The sequence below is a fragment of the Acinetobacter sp. ANC_7588 genome (assembly GCF_056783995.1).
The window spans coordinates 171,901-191,813 of the sequence record NZ_JBWYIU010000004.1 but is presented as its reverse complement, the minus strand read 5'-3'; the positions used below and the strand labels follow the sequence as shown (position 1 = coordinate 191,813).

Annotated in this window: 20 protein-coding genes; 8 read left to right on the top strand and 12 right to left on the bottom strand. The window is 40.1% G+C overall.

Annotated features, from left to right (window positions below):
• Nucleotide 1 precedes the first annotated feature (1 nt).
• The 9 genes from AC1M9J_RS05955 to AC1M9J_RS05915 form a co-directional block, all read right to left on the bottom strand.
• On the bottom strand, nt 2-466 hold the full coding sequence (locus AC1M9J_RS05955) for a 2-thiouracil desulfurase family protein (protein ID WP_481614048.1): 465 nt from the start codon (nt 464-466) through the stop codon (nt 2-4).
• A 60-nt stretch (nt 467-526) separates the two neighbouring features.
• Nucleotides 527-2,365 carry a glutamine--fructose-6-phosphate transaminase (isomerizing) gene (glmS, locus tag AC1M9J_RS05950; RefSeq protein ID WP_481952027.1) on the bottom strand — a complete coding sequence of 613 codons (1,839 nt, stop codon included), beginning with the start codon at nt 2,363-2,365 and terminating at the stop codon, nt 527-529.
• Between the two features lie 12 nt (nt 2,366-2,377).
• A complete protein-coding gene (gene glmU / locus AC1M9J_RS05945; protein WP_035264841.1) occupies nt 2,378-3,742 on the bottom strand; it encodes a bifunctional UDP-N-acetylglucosamine diphosphorylase/glucosamine-1-phosphate N-acetyltransferase GlmU in 1,365 nt (454 codons plus the stop codon).
• Nucleotides 3,743-3,768: 26 nt separating this feature from the next.
• Nucleotides 3,769-4,245 carry a phosphatidylglycerophosphatase A family protein gene (locus AC1M9J_RS05940; protein WP_081403227.1) on the bottom strand — a complete coding sequence of 159 codons (477 nt, stop codon included), beginning with the start codon at nt 4,243-4,245 and terminating at the stop codon, nt 3,769-3,771.
• 10 nt (nt 4,246-4,255) lie between these two features.
• Nucleotides 4,256-5,185, bottom strand: a complete 930-nt coding sequence (gene thiL, locus AC1M9J_RS05935; protein WP_481607173.1) for a thiamine-phosphate kinase — start codon at nt 5,183-5,185, stop codon at nt 4,256-4,258.
• A gap of 12 nt (nt 5,186-5,197) precedes the next feature.
• On the bottom strand, nt 5,198-5,647 hold the full coding sequence (gene nusB / locus AC1M9J_RS05930; protein ID WP_481952026.1) for a transcription antitermination factor NusB: 450 nt from the start codon (nt 5,645-5,647) through the stop codon (nt 5,198-5,200).
• Between the two features lie 3 nt (nt 5,648-5,650).
• Entirely contained in the window at nt 5,651-6,121 is a 471-nt protein-coding gene (gene ribH / locus AC1M9J_RS05925; protein ID WP_035264832.1) for a 6,7-dimethyl-8-ribityllumazine synthase, read from the bottom strand.
• 24 nt (nt 6,122-6,145) lie between these two features.
• Nucleotides 6,146-7,267 (bottom strand): bifunctional 3,4-dihydroxy-2-butanone-4-phosphate synthase/GTP cyclohydrolase II, encoded by a 1,122-nt coding sequence (gene ribBA, locus AC1M9J_RS05920; RefSeq protein WP_035264829.1) that lies wholly within the window; start codon nt 7,265-7,267, stop codon nt 6,146-6,148.
• Between the two features lie 284 nt (nt 7,268-7,551).
• Nucleotides 7,552-8,823, bottom strand: coding sequence for a hypothetical protein (locus AC1M9J_RS05915; protein WP_092766563.1), 1,272 nt, complete (start codon nt 8,821-8,823; stop codon nt 7,552-7,554).
• A gap of 77 nt (nt 8,824-8,900) precedes the next feature.
• Between AC1M9J_RS05915 and serB the strand changes: the two genes are divergently transcribed.
• From serB to AC1M9J_RS05900, 3 genes are all read left to right on the top strand, one after another.
• Complete coding sequence (gene serB, locus AC1M9J_RS05910; RefSeq protein WP_035264823.1) at nt 8,901-10,121, top strand: phosphoserine phosphatase SerB; 1,221 nt, start codon at nt 8,901-8,903, stop codon at nt 10,119-10,121.
• 413 nt (nt 10,122-10,534) lie between these two features.
• Nucleotides 10,535-10,849: a ciprofloxacin tolerance protein AciT gene (gene aciT, locus AC1M9J_RS05905; protein ID WP_035264816.1), complete on the top strand. Its 315-nt coding sequence runs from the start codon at nt 10,535-10,537 to the stop codon at nt 10,847-10,849.
• 189 nt (nt 10,850-11,038) lie between these two features.
• Nucleotides 11,039-11,518, top strand: coding sequence for an SCP-2 sterol transfer family protein (locus AC1M9J_RS05900; protein WP_481592791.1), 480 nt, complete (start codon nt 11,039-11,041; stop codon nt 11,516-11,518).
• 92 nt (nt 11,519-11,610) lie between these two features.
• Here AC1M9J_RS05900 and dtd read toward each other — a convergent pair whose 3' ends face one another.
• A complete protein-coding gene (gene dtd, locus AC1M9J_RS05895; protein WP_035264810.1) occupies nt 11,611-12,051 on the bottom strand; it encodes a D-aminoacyl-tRNA deacylase in 441 nt (146 codons plus the stop codon).
• Between the two features lie 233 nt (nt 12,052-12,284).
• On the opposite strand from dtd, the gene AC1M9J_RS05890 reads away from it, so the two are divergent.
• The 5 genes from AC1M9J_RS05890 to asd all read left to right on the top strand — a co-directional run bounded on the left by AC1M9J_RS05890 (nt 12,285) and on the right by asd (nt 17,563).
• The gene (locus tag AC1M9J_RS05890) at nt 12,285-13,799 is read left to right on the top strand and encodes a catalase (protein WP_481952025.1); all 1,515 of its coding nucleotides are present in this window, start codon (nt 12,285-12,287) and stop codon (nt 13,797-13,799) included.
• Between the two features lie 139 nt (nt 13,800-13,938).
• On the top strand, nt 13,939-14,442 hold the full coding sequence (locus AC1M9J_RS05885; protein ID WP_180028377.1) for an ankyrin repeat domain-containing protein: 504 nt from the start codon (nt 13,939-13,941) through the stop codon (nt 14,440-14,442).
• A gap of 113 nt (nt 14,443-14,555) precedes the next feature.
• Nucleotides 14,556-15,758, top strand: coding sequence for a nicotinate phosphoribosyltransferase (gene pncB, locus AC1M9J_RS05880; RefSeq protein WP_481952024.1), 1,203 nt, complete (start codon nt 14,556-14,558; stop codon nt 15,756-15,758).
• Between the two features lie 111 nt (nt 15,759-15,869).
• Entirely contained in the window at nt 15,870-16,718 is an 849-nt protein-coding gene (locus tag AC1M9J_RS05875; RefSeq protein WP_092766557.1) for a sulfurtransferase, read from the top strand.
• Nucleotides 16,715-17,563, top strand: coding sequence for an archaetidylserine decarboxylase (gene asd / locus AC1M9J_RS05870; protein ID WP_035264801.1), 849 nt, complete (start codon nt 16,715-16,717; stop codon nt 17,561-17,563). Before AC1M9J_RS05875 ends, asd begins: the two co-directional genes overlap by 4 nt.
• A gap of 42 nt (nt 17,564-17,605) precedes the next feature.
• Here the strand turns inward: asd and phoR are convergent, their stop codons facing one another.
• Together phoR and phoB are read right to left on the bottom strand one after the other, a co-directional pair.
• Nucleotides 17,606-18,967 (bottom strand): phosphate regulon sensor histidine kinase PhoR, encoded by a 1,362-nt coding sequence (gene phoR / locus AC1M9J_RS05865; protein WP_035264800.1) that lies wholly within the window; start codon nt 18,965-18,967, stop codon nt 17,606-17,608.
• Between the two features lie 10 nt (nt 18,968-18,977).
• A complete protein-coding gene (gene phoB / locus AC1M9J_RS05860) occupies nt 18,978-19,688 on the bottom strand; it encodes a phosphate regulon transcriptional regulator PhoB (RefSeq protein ID WP_035264799.1) in 711 nt (236 codons plus the stop codon).
• Between the last annotated feature and the right edge of the window lie 225 nt (nt 19,689-19,913).

The following is a 19,913-nucleotide window of genomic DNA, read 5'->3' as shown; positions in this document are numbered from 1 at the left end:
TTTATTTCATTAACTGATCTAGAAATTCTTTTTCAGTCATGATGTGAATACCATGTTGCTTTAAAAGCGCTGCTGTAACACCGTCCGCATTTATTTTTGACCCCGAAAAAGAGCCATCATAAATCTGACCAAAACCACATGATGGACTTTTAGCTTTCAAAATCGCATGAGTAATCCCATGTTTTTTCGCAAAAGCTAAGGTCTGTTTGGCACCTAAAATAAATGCTTCGGTAACATCTTTTCCCGAGAGATCAAATACTTTTGCATAGCCACTCAAAACATCGGAGCCTGTTCCTTTTTGAATTTCAGCAGGGGCTCTGGGAGTGCTAAGTCCTCCAGAAATTTCAGGGCAGATTACGACGGCCTGATCGGCATCAATCAGCGTTTTAATTTTTTCTTGAAGGCAATGTTGACCATTGTAGCGAACTGGATGTCCGACTAAGCATGCACTGATAAGATATTTCATTTGATAAAAAAAGACCGATAATTTTCATTATCGATCTTTTTAAGTGTAGATCAAATTGAATTATTCAACCGTAACTGACTTAGCTAAGTTACGCGGCTGATCTACATCGGTACCGCGTAGTACAGCGACGTGATAGGACAAAAGCTGCACAGGAATACTGTATACGATTGGTGATAATAGTGCTGAAACGCTCGGAACTTGAACAACGTGTTGGCGCTCTTTTTCCTTAATGCCACTATTTTCATCTGCAAATACAAACAGCTCACCACCACGTGCTTGAACCTCTTCCATATTTGATTTGAGCTTATCAAGCATGTCATCCTGAGGAGCAAGAATGACAACAGGCATATCATTATCAACTAAGGCCAATGGGCCGTGTTTCAACTCACCAGCTGCATAACCTTCAGCATGAATATATGAAATTTCTTTCAGTTTAAGCGCTCCTTCAAGCGCGATTGGGAACTGTGTTCCACGACCTAAAAATAGGCAATGTTGTTTTTCAACAAACAATTCAGATAGGCGTAAAATTTCTTTATCACATTGTAATGTGTCAAGAATCACTTTAGGTGTATGCCACAATCCAGTAATGATTTCTGTTACTTGTTCATTAGAAATCGTTTGTTTAACTTGACCGAACTTAAGCACGAGAAGCATCAAGGCAGCAAGTTGTGTGGTGAATGCTTTGGTCGACGCAACCCCAATTTCTGGACCTGCTAATGTCAATAAGCTGTAATCTGTTTCACGCACCATGGAAGATGTTGCAACGTTACAGATCGTCATCGTGGTGATATTAATATTTTTCGCTTTGGCACGTTTTTGTGTATCACGAAGAGCAGCCAATGTGTCGGCAGTTTCACCTGATTGAGAAATACACACATAGAGTGTATTGTTCACGATGACTGGAGTGCGATAGCGGAACTCACTTGCAATTTCAACTTGGCAAGGTACATCAATCAGTTGTTCAAACCAATATTTTGCGATCATGCCTGCATGGTAACTGGTACCGCAAGCGATGATTTGAACTTGCTGAATCTGAGAAAAATCTTCTACAGCATTTGCAAGAAAATCATCACGTAAGTGATCGGCATTTAAGGCTTGAGAGATGGTTTGCTTGATCGCTTCAGGTTGCTCATAAATTTCTTTCAGCATGTAATGCTTATATTCACCTTTTGAAGCATTACTCACTGTCGCATCAAGTTCTTTGACAGGGCGTTCAACGCGCTCACCTTGTACATAGACTTCAATCGTATCACGTGTTAAACGCGCAATATCACCTTCTTCAAGGTATATAAAACGATTGGTAATCGGTAATAGGGCCAATTGATCAGAACTGATAAAGTTCTCACCAATTCCCACACCGATCACGAGCGGTGAACCTTCACGAACAGTGATCAATTCATTTGGGTAATCTGTATGTACGATACCGAGTGCAAATGCACCTTTGAGTTGAGGCACAACTTGTTCAACGGCTTTAAGCAGGTTAGGAGCAGACTTCAGTGCATCATGAACTAAGTGTGCAACAACTTCAGTATCTGTTTGGGATGTAAACACATATCCTAATGCTTCAAGATCATCTTTAAGCTCTTGGTAATTTTCAATAATACCGTTATGTACCACAGCGACTTGACCAGATATATGCGGATGTGCATTATTTTCTGTAGGTTTGCCATGAGTAGCCCAACGTGTATGTGCGATACCAAGCGCGCCAGTGATCGCTGCTTCTGAAACCGCTTCTTCAAGGTTGATAACTTTACCGACACGACGTTCACGTAAAACTTGACCTGCATTGATTAAAGCTAATCCCGCTGAGTCATAACCACGGTATTCAAGACGCTTTAAGCCTTCAATTAGAATATTCGTTATGCTTCGTTCTGCTATACCGCCGACGATACCACACATATTGTAATCCCCTTAATTCTTAATCTTTTGTGGACGTGGATAATTGTCTTTCACAAATTGTTTAGAGCGTTCTACGGCTAAACTATGATCATCCACATCACGAGTAATCGTCGATCCAGCACCAACTGTTGCACCATTACCAATTTTAACCGGCGCGACTAAAGAGCTGTTTGAACCTATAAAGGCTTGGTCACCAATGATCGTTTTAAACTTGTTGGCACCATCATAATTACATGTGATCGTACCCGCGCCGATATTTGAACCCTCACCCACTTCAGCATCACCTAAGTACGTAAAATGATTGGCTTTAGAGCCTAAACCAATGGTGGTGTTTTTCACTTCAACAAAGTTGCCAATGTGTACTTCATTTGCCAATTTAGCACCAGGGCGCAAACGTGCGAATGGTCCAATTTGAGTCTGCTCACCCACAATGGCTGAATCAAATACGCTATACGGTTGAACTTTCGTGCCTGCAGCAATTTTGGAGTTTTTAATTACACATCCTGCACCGATTTCGACATTGTCACCAAGTTCACATTCGCCCTCGATAATGACATTGATATCGATACGCACATCTTGACCAACCTTGAGTGAACCTCGGAGATCGAAACGACTCGGATCGATCAAATGTACACCTTGCTGCATCAGTAATTTCGCTTGGTAGTTTTGGTATTCTCTTTCCAATGCTGCCAATTGCACACGATCATTTACACCTTCAACTTCGAAAGCTAAAGCAGGTTCAACTGAAGCAATTTCGAGTCCATCGTTAATAGCCATTGCTACGATATCTGTTAAATAGTATTCGCCTTGCGCATTATTATTATTCAGACGTGGCAACCACTCGTGCAATTTGGCATTGCTTACTGCATAAATGCCAGTATTAATTTCTTGAATTAAACGTTGCGCTTCAGAAGCATCTTTATGTTCAACAATGGCTTGGATTTTACCATTTTCTCTCACGATACGACCGTAACCTGAAGCATCGTCTAGTGTAAGTGTGACTAAGCCAATACCTTTAGATTGTGTTGCTTCAAGTAATTTTTGTAATGTATCGGCTGTAATACAAGGCACATCGCCGGATAAAATTAAAGAAATACCATCTTTGGGTAATACAGGTAAGGTCATTTGAACAGCGTGACCTGTACCAAGTTGTTCAGCTTGTTCAACCCAGTCAATATTTTCTGTCGAAAATGCTTGTTTAACTAGAGCGCCGCCGTGACCGAAAATAGTAATAATATTTTCAGCTTGTATTTTTTTTGCGGTTTCAATGACATGCCCTAAGAGTGGACGTCCTGCTAAAGGTTGTAATACTTTTGGTAGTTTTGAACGCATTCGCGTCCCTTTACCTGCAGCAAGAATAACAACTGTGGTTGACATACAACATCCTTTCTTTGGAGCTTGGCTTAAGCCATATCAATATAGAGATAAATTATAATACAAAGTGCTGCCCACAGACCTGCGATCAGATCATCAAGCATAATGCCGAAACCACCGTCGACTTGACGATCAATGACGCGAATAGGCCAAGGTTTCCAAACATCAAAGAGACGGAAAAGTGCAAAACCAATAAAAAGCCATACCCAATTCATCAGGCCTAGATAGATTAAAGGGAGAAACGTGATCGATTGACCCGCAAATTCATCCCACACAATTCGTCCGTCATCATGGACGCGCATTATATCAGCAGCTCTTCCACAAATATATATCCCAATCAATGACATAACGATTATGGCAATCGTGCTATACAAAAAACCTATTGCCATGAAAGCAGGGATAAACAACAAGGCAAAAGCTGAACCAAAAGTACCAGGTGCTTTTGGCGCTAAACCAGAACCGAATCCAACGCCACAAAAAACAATGAAACGTTCAGACCAAGTCATCGTTTTAAAATTAATTGGTTGTTTTTGCAAAGTGCTGATATCCCTGTAATTCTAGTTCTTGTGGTTGTTGATGATGATAAAAATCTAATTGCTGTGTCTCTTTTACGACACCAATCACCGTGATCGGTGTATCGCAGTGTCGAGCTTTTAATTCATCCAAGGCAGGTAAAGGAATGGTAAAACACAATTCATAATCATCACCACCTGCTAAAGCTAATTGCCATTTTTGTTGATTGGGCAATGCTTGTAAGGCAGGACTAAGTGGAAGTTGATCTAAGTGTAGGTCGGCACCAACATGAGATGCTTTGAGAATATGTCCTAGATCTTGTGCTAAACCATCGGATACGTCAATCATACTATGCGCCAATCCTTTAAGCGCTTGACCGAGTTCACAACGTGGAGTGGGATAATCGAGACGTTTTTTTAAAGCATGATCGGGATATTTTAATCCGAATGCAGCATCACCGACAGTGCCTGATACACAGATTAAATCACCTGCTTGAGCACCAGAACGTGGCACGGCTTTTCCAATATCCACCCAGCCTAGAGCAGTAACTGATAATGTGAGATGTGGGCTTTGCGTTGTGTCGCCGCCAATTAAACTTACTCCAAATTGATCGCAACAATCATACAAACCCTGACTAAACCCTTTTAGCCAGTGATGATCAATTTGGGGTAGGCTCAATGCCAAGAGAATGCTTTGAGGTTTTGCACCCATGGCTGCAATGTCTGAAAGATTCACAGCTACAGATTTCCATCCAATCGCATGGGGATCTGTATCGATGGGGAAATGTCGACCAGCAACGAGGGTATCGGCACAAATGACCAATTGTTGCTGTGGAGGCGGGGTGAGCAGGGCTGAGTCATCACCGACACCTAGATCGACTGAAGAATAACTCGGTCGATTGAAATAGGTGTCAATAATAGAAAACTCAGCCATTTCAACAACAACTTATTTTGCTTGTTGCTTTTCTGCTTCACGTAGGCTTTGTGCCAAACGGTCTAATACACCATTGATGTATTTATGACTATCTGCACCGCCGAAGTGTTTAGCCAATTCAATTGCTTCATCGAGAACGACGCGATATGGAATTTCAAGATGCTCTTTCAATTCATACGCGCCAAGACGCAAAGTAGCTAATTCAACGCCGTCCAGTGCCAAGATCTCACGATCTAGTACTGGAATTAATAACGCATCCAATGCTTCATGATTTGCAATCACTTGTGTGAGCAACTCGTGATAATAGCTGAGATCCACTTTATGCATGGCATTTTCAGCACGTGTACGTGCTTCAATTTCATGCACAGGGTTGTGGCTCATTTGCCATTCATAAATCCCTTGTACAGCAAAACGACGTGCTTTGCGTTTAGCTGCATAAGTAGCTTGGAGTGTCTGCGACATGCTTTAGATCGCCTTTAGCAAGTTAACCATTTCAATTGCAGTCAAGGCAGCTTCACCACCTTTATTACCTGCTTTTGTACCTGAACGCTCGATGGCTTGTTCAATGCTGTCTGTAGTCAATACGCCATTGATTACAGGTAAACCAGCTTCTAAACCAACAACACCAAGGCCTTTTGCACATTCACCAGCAACAAAGTCAAAGTGAGGAGTGCTACCGCGAATAACTGCACCAAGTGCAATTACAGCATCAAACTTACCAGAATTTGCGAGTTTTTTCGCCACAACCGGAAGTTCCCAAGCGCCTGGCGCGTGAACGACAGTGATATTATCGTCTTTAACACCATGTCGATGCAATGTATCAATTGCACCTTCTAATAAATGTTCAACAACAAAGCTGTTAAAACGACCAACTAGAATCGCGTAACGATCTTCGCTCGCGAGATGTAATAAACCTTCAATACGGCGAATCGCCATAGCAACCTCGATATTTAATAAGAGTTATGAATGAGAGCTCTGATCAGCTGTGATGTATTCGACCACTTCTAAATTAAAGCCAGACAATGCATTGAAGCGTAAAGGTGAGCTCAGGAGCTTCATTTTCTGTACGCCTAAATCACGTAAAATTTGTGCACCCACACCAATGGTTTGGTATTGCTGCGATAAGGCAGCATTTGACTTGGCTGGTTTTGGCGCAGTTAATGCTTCTAATGCTGGACCTAAATCAGACGGCTGACGTTGTCCAATCCATACCAAGACACCACGATCGCTTTGAGCAATTTCTTTTAAAGCACGATCTAAATTCCAAGCTGCTTCACCATCTTGCTTATTAAGCTTTAATAAGTCTCGCGCCGGATTGAAGCCATGAACGCGAACAGTCGTCACACCCTCTTCAGGTTGACCTTTAACCAATGCCAAATGAATATCAGGATTCCCGACTTCACGATAACGGTAAAGATCAAAAGTACCATACTCGGTATCGAGTTTTTGTTGATCCAAACGCTCTACCGTTTGTTCATTGGTCATACGGTAGTGAATAAGATCAGCAATTGTACCAATTTTTAGACCGTGTTTTTCAGCAAAAATTTCAAGGTCAGCACGACGGGCCATAGTCCCGTCTTCATTGATAATTTCACAAATCACAGAAGCTGGTTCAAGACCTGCAAGACGAGCTAAATCACAACCTGCTTCGGTATGACCTGCACGATGGAGCACACCACCTGGTTGTGCCATGAGTGGAAAAATATGGCCTGGCTGAACGATATCTGCTGGTTTTGCATGTGCCGCAACTGCTGTTTGAATCGTGTGCGCACGTTCTGCTGGAGAAATACCTGTAGAAATGCCATTTGCAGCTTCAATAGAAAGCGTGAAGTTTGTCCCGTGTTGAGCGCCGTTCGCATCAACCATTAACGGTAAATTTAATTGTTTGCAGCGTTCACGACTTAAGGTTAAGCAAACCAAGCCACGAGCATGCGTGATCATGAAATTAATGTCTTCAGGTCGTACGTGCGTTGCAGCAATAACGAGGTCGCCTTCATTTTCACGATCTTCATCATCCATCAGGATGACCATTTTTCCTGCACGGATATCTGCTACAAGTTCTTCTACAGTATTGAGCGACATCAACCTTCACCTTTTTGTTATGTCATTCTGACATTTGAATAAATTTGTTGCGCCATAGTCTAACGCTTTTTTAGTCAGTTTGCCTATGCTTATGACTGTACCATTCAACACAGTCAAACATACACCTTCATAGCACATTGAAAAGAGAGATAAAATTACCAAAAGAGCAATTTTGTATACAAACTAGACGCTTAGTCTAACTTTTCACGACTGTGAGCTTTTAAAAAGAAAAACCAGATTTAACTTAGCATCAAATCTGGTTTACTTATTAAAATTTAATCTAATTAAGAGCTGATTGTACGATCTGTCGAGGAGCTTTGGGCTTTGCCTTTCAAAATCTCAGTACGGATATTTTGTGCGAGTTCGGCACAGGCTTCGTTCATACCATTAATCATGAAAGCGTGACGTGTTAACACACTGGTTGGATTCGGCATCGGAACCAATTGATAGCATTCACCAATATGCTTTAACTGATCGTGGGTCAAATATAGCGCCATTTCTTTCGCAATCAGGTGATGTGTGAGTCTTTCCGCCGCTTGTACTGAATCGAGTTGCATTGCCTCCACTGGGGCGGTTACAGCACAGCGCGTTTGCAATACGAACCGTTTATCCTCACGGTAACGCTTATAGAGTACTTCTGACAATAATTGAAACACCGAACCAATCATTAAGATGCAAGCAATCGAGTTATTCTTGAGTGAAGAAATACTGATGACAGCGCCTTGTTGATCAAAACTACGATTCACAACGATATCATCAACATTCAAATGATAATGCGCTGTACACAGTTCGATACTCTTATTTAAGAAAATTTGACATAAATTAAAATAAGGTAAAGAGACAGATTTGTTAACCGTATTAATTAATTGTTTCGGATCATAAAATTGGATATTCAGGGATAAAGCATCCTGATCTAACTGCAGAGTCGGTACTTTTGGCGTAATTGCAGCTTGTTCTTTATTTTGCTCTGGCGTATGAGGTTGTTTAGGCTGACTCTTTTCCAGTTCTAATGCTTCAGTGAGCAGCTTGATCTCATGACGTAAACGGGACTCATTATTTAATCTCGCAAGATATTCGCTACGCGTAGGGCGAGCAATGGCACGATAAGCCAACCATAATAAGCCATGAATAAAGAGTGAAGAGAGGATCGCCAGCCATTGTGTTCTTAATATTTCACCGATACTTGGTTTAACCAATGTGATTTCCACACTGCCAATTTTCTTTTCATTTTGTAGTGCATCTCGAACGAAGATTTCACCCTGACGCGTCTTAGACAAGCCTGCAGTTGCGAGAACTTGATCTCCTGTGCCAAGAATACGTATATATGCAACACTTGGATTCGTTGCATAGCGATTGGCTAATAAGGCAAGAGATACAGTATTGGCAGGTTCAAGTTCAGTTAAGCTATCTGCGACCAGTTGAGTCGTCATTAGCAAACCTTGGCTTGCACGGTTTTCATTTAATTGATGTGTCGTTGCAATAACCAATAAAAAGGTATGCAAGGCAAAACTTACAATCAGCAGGCTAGCAAATAGCCCTTGTCTAGGCGCATTCAACGTAAACTTCCAAAGAAAATTAATTCAATTTCGATTATGATTCTTACAATATTCGTAGCTCAGACCCGAGTCAATTCATGCGAGAAATCATTCTTATTTCATTTTTAGGACCTGACCAACCGAATCAGTTTACTCGATTGATGCAGGTGTTGTCCGTACATTCTTTGCAAATTTTAGATGTAGGACAAGCAGTTATCCATAACCAATTGACTCTCGGCATCGTGGTTGCCTCCGAAGACCAGACAGCAACGGCTTTGGCCATGAAAGATATTCTGATTTTAGCACACGATATTGGTCTTACTGTGCGCTTTAAACCGATCGATTCAGAAGATTATGAGCAATGGGTGAAAGAGGGTGGACGTACACGATATATCGTGACGGCATTGGCACCTGAACTTACCGCAGCACATTTGCAAGCAGTGACTAATATTGTTTCAAGTCAAGGGTTTAATATTGAAACAGTCACTCGTTTGTCTGGTCGCCCAACGTTGAATCATTTTGAAAATGAACCAAAACGTGCTTGTGTGCAATTTGGTTTGAGCGGTCAGATGTTAGATGCTGCAACGATGCGAGCGGCATGTTTAAGTTTATCAAATGACCTTAGTGTCGATGTTGCAGTACAAGAAGACACGCCGTACCGTCGTAATCGTCGTTTAGTTTGCTTTGATATGGATTCAACGCTGATCGAACAAGAAGTGATTGATGAGCTTGCAATTGAAGCAGGTGTCGGTGCACAAGTCGCAGAAATTACTGAGCGTGCTATGCAAGGTGAGCTGGACTTTCAGAGCAGTTTCCGTGCGCGTGTGGCGCTACTGAAAGGTATGGATGCTTCTGTATTGCCTAAAATTGCAGAACGTTTAACGATTACTGAAGGTGCAGAACGTCTTATTTCAACCCTGAAATCTTTGGGTTATCGCACGGCTATTTTATCTGGTGGCTTCCAATACTTCGCTGAATATTTACAAGCAAAACTTGGGATTGATGAAGTTCATGCCAATATCTTGGATGTTCAAGATGGGCAGGTCACTGGCGAAGTTAAAGGGCATATTGTGGATGGCGCTCGTAAAGCATTTTTATTAGGCCAAATTGCGGATGAAATGGGCATTTCACTTGAGCAAACGATTGCAGTAGGTGATGGTGCGAATGATTTGCCAATGCTCTCTATAGCGGGCTTGGGCGTTGCATTCCGTGCTAAACCATTGGTGCGTCAAAATGCAAATCAAGCCATCTCAAGTGTTGGTTTGGATGGTGTTCTGTACCTGTTAGGTGTACATGATAAAGATTTAAGTCGAGCTTAAAATCAAAAAAAGCTTATTAAAAAGGCGACCAAATGGTCGCTTTTTTTTATCTAAGTGAATCATTCTTAGACAAATTTTAATCAGCTAAGTTCAGACGAAAAAACAGATGGTCATCATCGAAAAAAAGATGTTTTTGACAAAAAATTACGAGGTATTTTTTTGTAATGACACGCCAAGTTTGACTGATTCTGACTCTATGAAAAATGTCTAATCTTAAAAAATGTAATGACAAAAGAATGTTGCGACAATATGTGTCGCTTACAAAAGCATCAGGTCTTTTTTTCTGAAAAAAACTCACCATAATGCTTTCATAAACGCCAACAAGACCATTGAAGAAAGTGAAGCGTTATTTAATTTGTTGTGAAACACCATTAGGCAGTATTTGAAACATCTAAATTTTGACGGAGATTTTTATGGTCACTTTAACTTTTGCAACGATACTCGGATTTGCTCTGATCGCTGTAGCATTGGCGGCCGTATTCTTTTCACCTTATCGTCATTGGCTAGGGTTTATGTTGGCGGGTATGGTCTTCTGGGGTTTACTTGAAGGTATTCGTTATAGTGTCCAACACGTCTTTGACATGTCTTTGGCATATAGTTATTTAACAGCGATTAGCTTAGCCATGGTGGCTTTAACGGCTTTCTTACTTCGCGAAGATAGTCGTGCGCAAAAGGCTTTAGAAAATCGTCGTTATATTGAACATACTCCTGTATATGAGGACGATTAAATCCTACTCATGACAAATGATATGTAGACCAAAACTGCGTGGTAACAATTTTATATTTAAAGGTGTATCAAAATGATATACCTTTTTTTGCCTATACGTTTTGTTAAACAAAGCTGCATTTCCTTACTTATAAGATATGCTAGGATGAATCAATTATTTTTGATATTAAAAAAACGGACTTAAATTGTCATGAAACTATCTTCAATACCTGTTGTGAAATTACCTATCGTTGATGCAAGCACAGATCCACTAGACCTTTTGGTGTTAGGTTTGGCATTGCGTATGAAACAATTGTCACGTACGAGTCCAAAATTTATTGAGTTAATTCATGATCGTCAGTTCCGTATTCAAATAGGTACAGATCTAGGTGTTGCACGTCAGATTTTAGTCAACAATGGTCAGATTGATTCTGTTTCAGGTGATGCAGAGAAAGCAGATTTCGTACTTCAGTTTGCTGATAGCGAGCAAGGTGTTAAAACCCTGTTGAAAGGTGATCCAACTGCATTCATGACGGGTATGCAAAATGGCAGTATTAAAATGGAAGGTGATTTCAGCTTATTGGTATGGTTTAACCAAGTCGCTAAATTAATTCCACCAAAAATTCCTAAACCTGTAAAAGAAAAAATACAATTTGCTCGTCAATTTATTAAAGAAAAGACAGGTAAGTAATACAGCACCTAAATACGGACTTTTCTCGTTTTGATTCTAGAGATGAGTATTGAAATGCAAGAAAAAAAGCCCTCATCAGAGGGCTTTTCTAGTCATTCAACTTCAAGATTGAAGGTTACCGGACCATCATTGATGAGATGCACTTTCATATCCGCTGCAAAGATTCCTGTTTGTACATGTTCAAACTGAGATTTTGCGTATTCAACTAACTGTTCATACAGTTCTTTTGCTTCGAGAGGCGGCATTGCAGGGCCGAAGTCAGGACGCAAACCTTTTTGGGTTTGTGCCATCAGGGTAAATTGCGAGACTAATAATAATCCGCCTCCGGCTTGGCTAAGATTCCAACCCATTTTTCCTTGGTCATCATCAAAAAAACGGTATTTTAAAATCTTATCGATGAGCTTCTTACCTTTTTCAAAGTTATCTTCTTTGCCAATACCAATAAAAACTAAAATCCCTTTTTCGATTTGACCAGTAATCTCACCATCCACAACGACTTTCGCTTCAAGGACGCGTTGGAGTAAAGCACGCATAATTCAACCAAGTTTGATGTTTTTTAATTCAAATGAATTGTATCAAATTGGAAAAAAGAAAAGGGATAAAGTCGTCATCAATCCTCATAAGTCATTGATAAAAAAATAATTAATTGGAGTATATACTTTTGATCTAATAAAGCGATTGAAATAATAAAAATTAACCTTTTTACCAATTTTGTTAAAGAAGGTAATTTACGCGTGCAGGAAAGGTAAATTTGAGAGAGAAAACGATGTTTAAGCGTTCAATGTTGGTTGCAATGCTTGCAACTGCGACAGCAGCATCAGCTGCACCATTAACAAAAGATAACGGCGCACCAGTGGGTGATAACCAAAATTCAATCACTGCAGGTCCAAATGGTTCTGTATTATTACAAGATGTACAGTTGATTCAAAAACTTCAACGTTTCGGTCGTGAGCGTATCCCTGAGCGTGTTGTACACGCACGTGGTACGGGAGCTTATGGTGAATTCGTTGCAACTAAAGATTTATCAGATCTTACTATTGCTTCACTTTTCAAAGCAGGTACGAAAACTCCAGTATTCTTACGCTTCTCTACAGTAATTCATGGTAAGCATTCTCCAGAAACTTTACGTGACCCACATGGCTTCGCAATTAAGTTTTATACTCAAGAAGGTAACTGGGATTTAGTTGGTAACCAAACGCCTGTATTCTTCATTCGTGATGCGATCAAGTTCCCAGACTTCATCCACGCAATGAAACCAAGCCCAATTGACAACGTTCAAGACGCTAATCGCGTATTTGACTTCTTGTCTAGCCAGCCATGGGCAACAAATATGTTGACTTATGTATATGGTAACCAAGGTGTTCCTACGAGCTACCGTGAACAAGACGGTTTCGGTGTACATGCATTTAAATTGTACAACGACAAAGGCGAATATAAATACGTTAAATTTAACTTCCGTTCTAAGCAAGGTGTTAAAGGTCTAAACGTTAAAGAAGCTGCTGAATTACAAGGTAAAGACTTCAACCACTTAACGAATGATCTTTATAAGAACATCAATGCGGGCAATTTCCCGAAATGGGATCTTTATATCCAAGTATTGGATCCTAAAGATTTGAATAGCTTCGATTTCGATCCACTTGATCCAACTAAAATCTGGCCTACTGATTTAGTACCAGAAACAAAAGTAGGTACGTTAACGCTTAACCGTATGCCTAAAAACTTCTTCCAAGAAACGGAACAAGTGGCAATGGCTCCGGGTAACTTAGTACCAGGTATCGAGCCATCAGAAGACCGTCTGTTACAAGGTCGTATCTTCTCTTACTCTGATACACAAATGTACCGTTTGGGTGCAAATCACCAGCAAATTCCAGTAAACCGTCCATTGGTAAATGTGAACAACAATAACCAAGATGGTTATATGAATGTTGGTGCAACTTCATCTAACGTGAACTATGAACCAAGCCGTATGGAGCCAAAACCATCGACTCCTAAAGCACGTGCTGTTGAAACTCCACTTTCTGGCACAGTTCAGCAACGTGGTGTGAAAGAGCAAAACTTTAAGCAAGCGGGTGATTTATACCGTTCATACACTGCTAAAGAGAAATCTGACCTCATTATGAACTTAGCAGCTGATCTTGGTAACGTAAAAGATTCAGAAACTAAACACATCATGTTGTCTTATTTCTATAAAGCAGATGCGGATTACGGCACACGTATGACTAAAGCTGTAAACGGTAACTTAGCGACTGTTAAAGCGAAAGCGGCAGCTTTAAAAGACTAATCAAGATTAGTCTTTGAATTGGTGATTAGGGTCTAAGGTGTCACCTCAAAAAAGCCCTGTAAAACTCAATTCCTTTCCTGCAACCCTAGGGGAGTTTTACAGGCATTCGTTATCGAATTTAAACTCAGGTGAGGGAAGAATGAAAAATATTGTATATAGTTTATTAATCGCTTTACTGAGTTTAAGTTCAGTAATGCTTCACGCTCAAACGACGTCTGTCAGTAGCTCACAACAATCAGATCAGAAAGAAGTGATTGACTTATTTTTCGCAGCAGCGAAAACAGGAAACAAAGAAGTTATTCATGAATTTTTGAAACATGGTTTTCCAGTCAATATTAAAAACCATGCTGGTTTTACACCATTAATGATGGCGACCTACTATGGTCATCAAGATATTGTAACGACTCTATTGGAAAACGGCGCAGACCGCTGTGCTCGTGATAATAAGGGTAATACAGCTTTGATGGGTGCTATCTTTAAGCTTGAATGGTCGATTGCCAAACAATTACGCCAGGTCGATTGTGATGCTCAAGCGAAACAGACAGGACACAAGACCACAGAAGAATTCGCAAAAGTTATTGGGCAAGATAAAGCATTGAAAGCTTTGACTGAGTCATATAGTCAAGACAATGCAAAAAAATAATCAGTTTAAGTTTTAGTAATTAGTCGAATAATCTTCGACAATTACTAAAACGAGCTATGAATCGCAACAAAATGTGCTTTAATGCAATAAGTTGCTAAAAACTGAAAAATAATATGTCTGCCATTATTCAATCCTTACTTGATACTGACTTGTATAAATTCACGATGTTACAAGTGGTATTACATCAATTTCCTCAAACGGATAGTGTCTATCAATTTCGTTGTCGTAACCTTGAAGATACAGCCTATCCACTCGTGGATATATTAGAGGAACTGAACGAACAGTTAGATTTACTGTGTCAGCTCAAATTTAAAGAAGATGAATTACAATATTTAAGAAGTTTACGCTTTATTAAAAGTGATTTTGTAGACTATTTAGAATTATTCCAACTTAAGCGCCGCTTTATTAAAGCCAGTATCGATGATCAAGGCCGTTTAGATATTCGTATCGAAGGACCTATGGTTCAAGCAATGATGTTTGAAATTTTCGTGCTTGCAATCGTCAATGAACTCTATTTTCGTCGTATTCGCGATAAGCAGGTATTGGCAGAAGGAGAGCGCCGTCTTAAAGCTAAAATTGAATTGTTGAAACACTATGAAAGTAGTCAACAACCGAATGATCCACCATTTCTTGTTTCCGATTTTGGAACACGCCGTCGCTATAGTTTTGACTGGCAGAAACATGTGGTGGAAGAGTTTAATAAGGCTGCACCACATATTTTTCGTGGCACAAGTAATGTTTTATTGGCAAAGCAGTTGGGTATTACACCCATTGGTACGATGGCACATGAATTTTTACAAGCTTTCCAAGCACTGGATGTTCGCTTACGTGATTTCCAAAAAGCTGCACTTGAAACTTGGGTGCAGGAATATCGCGGAGATTTAGGTATTGCACTGACAGATGTTGTTGGTATGGATGCATTTCTAAGAGACTTTGATTTGTATTTTGCCAAATTGTTTGATGGTCTACGACATGACAGTGGTGATCCATATGAGTGGGGCGATAAAGCCTACGCACATTATAAAAAATTAAAAATTGACAGCAAAACTAAAATGCTCACTTTCAGTGATGGTCTAAACTTAGAGAAGGCATGGGATTTGCATCAATATTTTAAAGATCGTTTCCAAGTGAGTTTCGGGATTGGTACTAACCTCACCAATGATATGGGACAAACTGCTTTGAATATTGTTTTAAAGTTAGTCGAATGCAATGGTCAATCGGTAGCTAAACTCTCTGATAGTCCAGGAAAAACGATGACTGATAATGATACCTTCCTCGCATATTTGCGTCAGGTATTTGATGTTGAGTCTCCTTAATCATAATTTCCCTTTTCTGATTTTTTGCTAATACTATGCAAAAAATCAGAATAATTTTGAAAAAGTCTTGTGCTAAGATTTGAACAAGGCCAATAGAACTATTCAATAAATATGACCACTAACGCTTTTGATTTCGGTCTGCTCATTGAAGCAGAACAACTTGTTCCTCATTTAGGAAGTGAAAAGTTACGTATTGTTGATTTGACCCGAAGTTCGGTCTATGAGCAATTACATATTCCGCATGCTATACATCTGAAGCCAAAATTTTTAGTGCGCCAAGAGGAACAAGCTACGGGTTTATTGCCTGATGATGAAGGGCTTCAGCAGCTAGTCCAGATATTAAACATATCACCTGAGCATCATGTCGTGGTCTATGATGATGAAGGTGGGGCATGGGCTGGTCGACTGATCTGGAATCTACACTGTATGGGTTTTTATAACACCAGTTTATTAAATGGTGGTATTCATGCATGGTTAGGCGCCAACTATCCTACTTCTTCAGAAGTTGAAGAGGTTCAGCCAGTCACATGTCTTTTTCAAGTTAAGACATCCAATGTTGATCAACACCGTATTGATTATTCAACTTTAATAAAAAAAATTGAAAATAAAACTTGCCAAGTATGGGACTGCCGAACGGCTGAGGAGTATACCGGGCAACGTCTCGCGGCACGTCGTGGGGGACATATTCCAACGGCTAGACATTTTGAGTGGAGTACTGCACTTAATCGTCAAAATCATTTAAAATTGCACCCCTTAGAACGCACGCAACAACGTTTAGAACAATTGGGCTTTCAATTTGATCAGCCAGTCGTCGTATATTGTCAGTCTCATCACCGTTCAGGTTTAGCTTACATTATTGGTCGATTACTGGGTTGGGATATCCAAGCTTATGATGGTGCGTGGAGCGAGTGGGGCAACCGCCTCGACAGTCCAATCATTACTGGAGAGTCACCTGAGTGAGTCTGACAAATTTAAAAAAGAAACTATTTATTCAAGCGCAGCAAATCGTCCCGCAACAAAAACTCAGCCGTTTGGTGGGTAAAGTCGCAGCCAGTGAAAACCCAGTATTAAAGAATGTTGTCATTCAAGCATTTAAAGCAAAATATGGCATTGATATGTCAATTGCTGAGCAACAAAATGCCTTGAAATTTAAATCCTTTAATGAGTTTTTCACTCGCTCTTTGAAAACAGGCGTTCGTTCAATTGATCCTAATCCTAAAAGTGTCGTGTCACCTGCAGACGGTGCAATTTCACAATTAGGTAAAATCAATGAGGGCGATATTTTTCAGGCAAAAGGTCAAAGCTTTTCAGTTGAAAAGTTAATTGGTGATCCTCAATTGGCAGCACCATTCAAAAATGGTGAATTTGCAACAGTGTACTTATCACCGCGTGATTATCATCGTGTGCATATGCCTTATTCTGGTACATTGACTGAAACTTTATATATTCCAGGTGAATTATTTTCAGTCAACCAAACTACAGCTGAAAATATTCCGGGTTTGTTTGCACGTAATGAACGAATGGTATGTTTATTCGATACTGATATTGGTCGTATGGCTGTTGTTTTAGTTGGCGCAATGATTGTTGCTGGAATTGAAACTGTTGCGACAGGTAAAGTAAAACCAACAGGTCGCTTAGAGCTGAACCATCATGCGATGAAACTTGAAAAAGGTGATGAGCTCGGACGTTTTTATTTGGGTTCAACGGCTGTAGTTTTGTTTGAGAAAGATAAAATGCAATGGGACCAAGCATTTAAGGCGAACTCAACTGTAGTAATGGGTGAAGCGTTAGGTCATCTTATTTGAGTATATCTTCTGAATAAAAAAAAGCGCCTTAGGCGCTTTTTTTTATTCGTGCATTTTATACAAGCGTTCTTTGGGAAACACGGCAATAAATGTAGAGCCTTCGTTTTCTTTCGACTCGATTTCAATATGTGCGCCATGTTGCATAAGTACGTGCTTAACGATGGCAAGGCCTAAACCAGTACCACCTGTTTGACGACTGCGTGCACTATCCACACGATAAAAACGTTCAGTTAAACGCGGTAAGTGTTTTGGATCAATTCCAATACCAGTATCCTGAACAGAAAAATAGCCACGTTCTCCATCATCATGCCAGCCGATGGTGATGGTGCCACCTTTCGGGGTGTACTTTATGGCATTGGTAATTAAGTTACTAAACGCACTCGCCAATTCCATATCTGAACCAATTAAGTCACAGTGGCTGTCTATATCAAGGTTAAGTGTATGACCATAATCAATATTGTAAGCTTGCGCATCATCGAACAGATGGTTCATTAAACTTGGCATTTCGATAATTTGATTTTTCGCAATTTGTTTTTCATTTTCTAAACGAGACAAAAGCAAAAGATCATTGACCAATGCATTCATGCGTTTAGTTTGCGATTGCATTTGTTCAAAGGCACGTTTCCAGCGCGGATTGATATCTTCTTGATCTGTGAATGTTTCTATATACCCACTTAACACTGTGAGTGGTGTTCTTAATTCATGTGAAATATTGTCAACAAAATCTGAACGCATTTGCTCGAGATTTTTCATACGGGTAATGTCGTGCGCAACTAAGAGGCGACTTTCATTGCCAAAGCGAGTCAGTTTAATTTGCGCATACTTATTATCATGGTTCACCAATTTTATTTTTACACCATCTGGTGCTTGATGGGTATTATGAAAATATTCAATAAAATCAGGCTGGCGAATAATCGTGAGCAGGTTGCGGCCACGATCAACAGCTTGAATCCCAAATAGCTTTTCCGCAGCAGGATTCCACCATTCGATTTGATGGGAATCATCCGTAAGAATAATCGCTTCTGATAAAGCCACGAGAGAAGATTGAGTTCGATCGATCAGTCCAACCATTTCAGACTGAACAATACGTTCTTGGCGTTGAGCCCGATATACATTGAACAGTAATGCCCCCCAGATTCCATTTAAATTTGGTGGTACATCGTAAGGACGATTCGAAATCCAATCATTGACTAAATATAATGAGCGTAATTGGATACCAAAAAATATGAGACAGGCAATGCCTAAGCATATCCAAAGATAGCCAATCCCTAACCCGATACAGCCCGCAATAATCAGTAGAAATACCAGTAAACGTAAGTCTTGCTTGGCAAAAGTCCATAAACTGCTATATAGAAACTTTTGATGTTCACGTGCCAATTCTGGGACGGGGTAGGGTTCGTACATAAAATCTAAATTAACCTAAAGCAACATCAGCTCGTGTTGAAAAACGATAGCCAGTACCACGCACAGTTTGAACATAACGGTCTGCACCATAAGGTTCGAGCACCTTACGTAAGCGACGGATATGGACGTCGATGGTTCTGTCTTCAATATACACATTTCCACCCCATACCTGATCAAGTAATTGAGCACGGGTATAGGCACGTTCTGGATGAGTCATAAAGAATGCCAATAGACGATATTCTGTTGGCCCCATATCAAGAATATTTTGATTATAGCTGACACGTTGGCTTACTGGGTCAAGAATTAAGCCATTTGCATCAATGGTTTTTTCACCATTTAACGCATTTGCACGTCTTAACACTGCTTTAATACGGGATACCAACTCACGTGTTGAAAATGGTTTCGTCATATAGTCATCTGCACCAGCATCAAGACCTTGAACTTTATGGTCTTCTTCGCCACGCGCAGTCAACATAATGACTGGAATTTCTGAAAGTGTTTCATCACGCTTAAGGCGACGACACAAATCTACGCCACTCACGCCACCCGGTAACATCCAGTCGAGTAGGATAAGCGCTGGACGTTGATCAACAATCATTTGATGTGCTTGTTTCGCATCTTCTGCTTCCAAGCATTGAAAGCCTGCCATATCTAAAGAAGTATGGATCATTTCCCGAATTGGGAGCTCGTCGTCGACAATTAAAATGTAGTCATCTTTCACAACGCAATATCCTATGATGAACGGTGAACCGTTTTATATTTATGACAGGCTTATTACAAAGATTAATTATGACAGTATCATTGCAAGATGGAAATCGAAGTTAAATATAGCAATGTTTTGTGACAATTAGGCTGATATTTTGTCTCATTGATATTTGTTAATCTGAAATTAAATCAATATCTTAAATTTACTTACGATTTGTCACAATTTCTTCATCTTAATTTG

Bases quoted from the DNA above. Each gene is read 5' to 3' on its own strand.
- ribBA (WP_035264829.1), bottom strand. From the start codon at position 7,267: ATGTCGCTCAATACTGTAGAAGAACTTGTAGCAGATATCCGTGCAGGA.
- aciT (WP_035264816.1), top strand. From the start codon at position 10,535: ATGGTCACTTTAACTTTTGCAACGATACTCGGATTTGCTCTGATCGCT.
- serB (WP_035264823.1), top strand. From the start codon at position 8,901: ATGCGAGAAATCATTCTTATTTCATTTTTAGGACCTGACCAACCGAAT.
- dtd (WP_035264810.1), bottom strand. From the start codon at position 12,051: ATGCGTGCTTTACTCCAACGCGTCCTTGAAGCGAAAGTCGTTGTGGAT.
- phoR (WP_035264800.1), bottom strand. From the start codon at position 18,967: ATGTACGAACCCTACCCCGTCCCAGAATTGGCACGTGAACATCAAAAG.
- AC1M9J_RS05940 (WP_081403227.1), bottom strand. From the start codon at position 4,245: ATGACTTGGTCTGAACGTTTCATTGTTTTTTGTGGCGTTGGATTCGGT.
- glmS (WP_481952027.1), bottom strand. From the start codon at position 2,365: ATGTGTGGTATCGTCGGCGGTATAGCAGAACGAAGCATAACGAATATT.
- ribH (WP_035264832.1), bottom strand. From the start codon at position 6,121: ATGGCGATTCGCCGTATTGAAGGTTTATTACATCTCGCGAGCGAAGAT.
- AC1M9J_RS05890 (WP_481952025.1), top strand. From the start codon at position 12,285: ATGTTTAAGCGTTCAATGTTGGTTGCAATGCTTGCAACTGCGACAGCA.
- nusB (WP_481952026.1), bottom strand. From the start codon at position 5,647: ATGTCGCAGACACTCCAAGCTACTTATGCAGCTAAACGCAAAGCACGT.
- AC1M9J_RS05955 (WP_481614048.1), bottom strand. From the start codon at position 466: ATGAAATATCTTATCAGTGCATGCTTAGTCGGACATCCAGTTCGCTAC.
- AC1M9J_RS05875 (WP_092766557.1), top strand. From the start codon at position 15,870: ATGACCACTAACGCTTTTGATTTCGGTCTGCTCATTGAAGCAGAACAA.
- AC1M9J_RS05885 (WP_180028377.1), top strand. From the start codon at position 13,939: ATGAAAAATATTGTATATAGTTTATTAATCGCTTTACTGAGTTTAAGT.
- thiL (WP_481607173.1), bottom strand. From the start codon at position 5,185: ATGGCTGAGTTTTCTATTATTGACACCTATTTCAATCGACCGAGTTAT.
- glmU (WP_035264841.1), bottom strand. From the start codon at position 3,742: ATGTCAACCACAGTTGTTATTCTTGCTGCAGGTAAAGGGACGCGAATG.
- AC1M9J_RS05900 (WP_481592791.1), top strand. From the start codon at position 11,039: ATGAAACTATCTTCAATACCTGTTGTGAAATTACCTATCGTTGATGCA.
- pncB (WP_481952024.1), top strand. From the start codon at position 14,556: ATGTCTGCCATTATTCAATCCTTACTTGATACTGACTTGTATAAATTC.